Raw genomic sequence first — 2,482 nt, 5'->3', positions numbered from 1 at the left:
GGCCGGCGCCACGGCCGCCGACCCGCGAGCAACGGCGCAGCCGACCTGGCTCGGCCCGGTGCTCATCGTCGGTATCGTGCTGGCCGCCCTCAACCTGCGGCCCGCCATCACCAGCCTCGGCGCCCTCTTCGAGGAGACCCGCACGGGCCTCGGCATGAGCGGCACCGTCGCCGGACTGATCACCTCGGTCCCCGCCCTCTGCTTCGCCGTCTTCGGCGTCACCGCACCCCGGCTCTCCCGCCGCTTCGGTCCGGCCGCCGTCGTCTGCGCCGGCATGGCAGCGGTCGCCACCGGACTGTTCCTCCGGCCCTTCGCGACCGGCGCCGTCGGCTTCCTCGCCGCCAGCGCCCTGTCGCTGGCCGGCATAGCCCTCACCAACGTGCTGCTCCCGGTGATCGTCAAGCGGTACTTCCCGGACCGGGTCGGCACCATGATCGGCCTGTACTCGATGTCCCTGGCCGCAGGCACCTCCCTCGCCGCCGCCGCGACCGTCCCGCTGACCGACGCGCTCGGCGGCAGCTGGCGCACCGGCCTGCTGGTCTGGGCCGTACTCGCCCTGCTCGCCGTACTGCCCTGGCTGCCCTTGGCCCGTGCCTCCCGGCGCGCCGACCGGGCCGGGGCCACCGGCGGCCCCGCCGGCCCGGGGGCCGGCCCCCGGGTCGTCCGCAGCCGCACCGCTTGGGCCCTGGCCTGCTACTTCGGCCTCCAGGCCACCGGGGCGTACATCACCATGGGCTGGCTCCCGCAGATCTTCCGCGACGCCGGGGTCTCCGCCTCCACCGCCGGAGTGCTCCTCGCCGTCACCATGGTCATGGGCGTCCCGCTCGCCTTCGTCATCCCCGGCCTCGCCGCCCGGATGAAGAACCAGGGCGCCATCGCCGTCACCCTCGGCGTCTTCGGCCTCACCGGCTACGTCGGGCTCTACTTCGCTCCCGCCGCCGGTGCCTGGGCCTGGGCGCTGCTGCTCGGGATCTCCAACTGCGCCTTCCCCCTCGTCATCACCCTCATCGGGCTCCGCGCCAAGTCTCCGGCCGGCGTGGTCAGGCTCTCCGCCTTCGCCCAGAGCACCGGCTACCTCATCTCCATCCCCGGCCCCCTCCTCATCGGCGCCCTCTACCAGCACAGCGGTGGCTGGGACCTGCCGCTCGCCCTGATGGCCGGACTGCTCCTGCCGCAGATCGCGCTGGGCATCCTCGCCGGGCGGGACCGCACGATCGAGGACGAATGCGGCATGGGAGACTGACCGGCATGTCGCCCGTACTTGAACCGAACCCGCAGGACGGCCGCAAGAAGCTCGGCCTCGTGCTCGGCGCGTTCCTCGCCGTGACCGTGATCATCTCCGTCATCGCGACGATCGCCTCCCCCTGAAGGCGGCCTCCCCGAGAGAGCGGAATCCAGGGGGCGGGGGGGTAACCCCACCACCCCTAGGGGGTCAGGCTCAGGGTGAAGTGGGGTGTGCCCCGGATGGGAACCACTGCTCCGGATCCATAGATTCGTAGGCAGCGAGTCAGTCCGGTCCACACCCACGGAGGCGGCCATGTCGGCCCCCACGCATCTCAGGCCCCTCCCGCCGGGCCCGTCCGGCCCCCGGGCCCGCGCCACCACCGCCGTCGGCACCCGGCTGCACTGGTGGGCACTGGCCCTGCCCGCGCTCGCCTTCGGGCTCCTGCTGCTGCTCCTCGCCGGATCCGGTGAGGCCCATGCGGCCACCGGCGAGGCCTCGGGCCTGGTCCAGGTCGCCGAGCAGCTCCTGCGCGCCGTCGGCTGACCTCCCGCGCTCCCTCAACACCCTGCGCCCCGTGGCTCGTTTCATGCGAAGCTGGGAGTCATGAGCGCCGACACACCCCGCAGGATCGCCCTCCTCCGGCACGCCAAGGCCGACTGGCCCGAGGTGTCCGACCACGATCGCCCGCTCGCGGAACGAGGCCGCAAGGACGCGCCGGCCGTCGGTCTGAAGCTCGCCGCAACCGGCATCGTCTTCGACCTGGCCCTGTGCTCCACCGCCGCCCGCACCCGGGAGACCTGGAAGCTCGCCGTCCACGAGATGCCGCACCGGCCGAAGACCCACTACGAGGAGAGGCTCTACGACGCCTCGCTGGGCGAGCTCATCGCCCTGCTCAACGAGACCTCCGAAGATGTCTCCGACCTCCTCGTCATCGGGCACAACCCCGGCATGCACGCCCTCGCCGACGCCCTCTCGGGGCGCGCGGAGGGCGACACCCTGACGCGTATGACCCGTACGGGTTTCCCGACCGCGGCCCTCGCCGTGATCTCCTTCACCGGATCGTGGAAGTCCGTGGAACACGGCGTGGGCACACTGCTCGAGTACTGGACCCCCAAGGGCCTCTGACCGGCCGTCCCGACAGACCGGCCGTCCCGACGGACCGGCCGTCCCGACGGACCGGCCGTCCCGGTACATCGGCGGGCCCGGCAGACCGGCCGTCCCGGTACATCGGCGGGCCGGCCCCGGACACCGACGGGC

The 2,482-nt window shown here is 73.0% G+C and carries 4 protein-coding genes; all 4 read left to right on the top strand.

Annotated features, from left to right (window positions below):
- Positions 1–1,243, top strand: a 1,243-nt coding sequence (locus ACWGIU_RS35430; protein ID WP_453712199.1) for a CynX/NimT family MFS transporter, incomplete at its 5' end; no start/stop codon positions are given.
- A gap of 5 nt (positions 1,244–1,248) precedes the next feature.
- The gene (locus tag ACWGIU_RS35425; RefSeq protein ID WP_252309064.1) at positions 1,249–1,368 is read left to right on the top strand and encodes an SGM_5486 family transporter-associated protein; all 120 of its coding nucleotides are present in this window, start codon (positions 1,249–1,251) and stop codon (positions 1,366–1,368) included.
- A gap of 169 nt (positions 1,369–1,537) precedes the next feature.
- Positions 1,538–1,768, top strand: a complete 231-nt coding sequence (locus ACWGIU_RS35420) for a hypothetical protein (RefSeq protein ID WP_392596992.1) — start codon at positions 1,538–1,540, stop codon at positions 1,766–1,768.
- Between the two features lie 60 nt (positions 1,769–1,828).
- On the top strand, positions 1,829–2,350 hold the full coding sequence (locus ACWGIU_RS35415) for a SixA phosphatase family protein (RefSeq protein WP_453712198.1): 522 nt from the start codon (positions 1,829–1,831) through the stop codon (positions 2,348–2,350).
- Positions 2,351–2,482 lie beyond the last annotated feature (132 nt).

The organism is Streptomyces sp. NPDC054840, from assembly GCF_053611065.1.
The sequence above is the reverse complement of the archived record's forward strand: the minus strand, read 5'-3'. Positions and strand labels throughout refer to the sequence as shown.

What these genes read in the sequence shown, in the direction of transcription:
- ACWGIU_RS35425 (WP_252309064.1), top strand. Translation starts at nt 1,249, where the DNA reads ATGTCGCCCGTACTTGAACCGAACCCGCAGGACGGCCGCAAGAAGCTC.
- ACWGIU_RS35420 (WP_392596992.1), top strand. Translation starts at nt 1,538, where the DNA reads ATGTCGGCCCCCACGCATCTCAGGCCCCTCCCGCCGGGCCCGTCCGGC.
- ACWGIU_RS35415 (WP_453712198.1), top strand. Translation starts at nt 1,829, where the DNA reads ATGAGCGCCGACACACCCCGCAGGATCGCCCTCCTCCGGCACGCCAAG.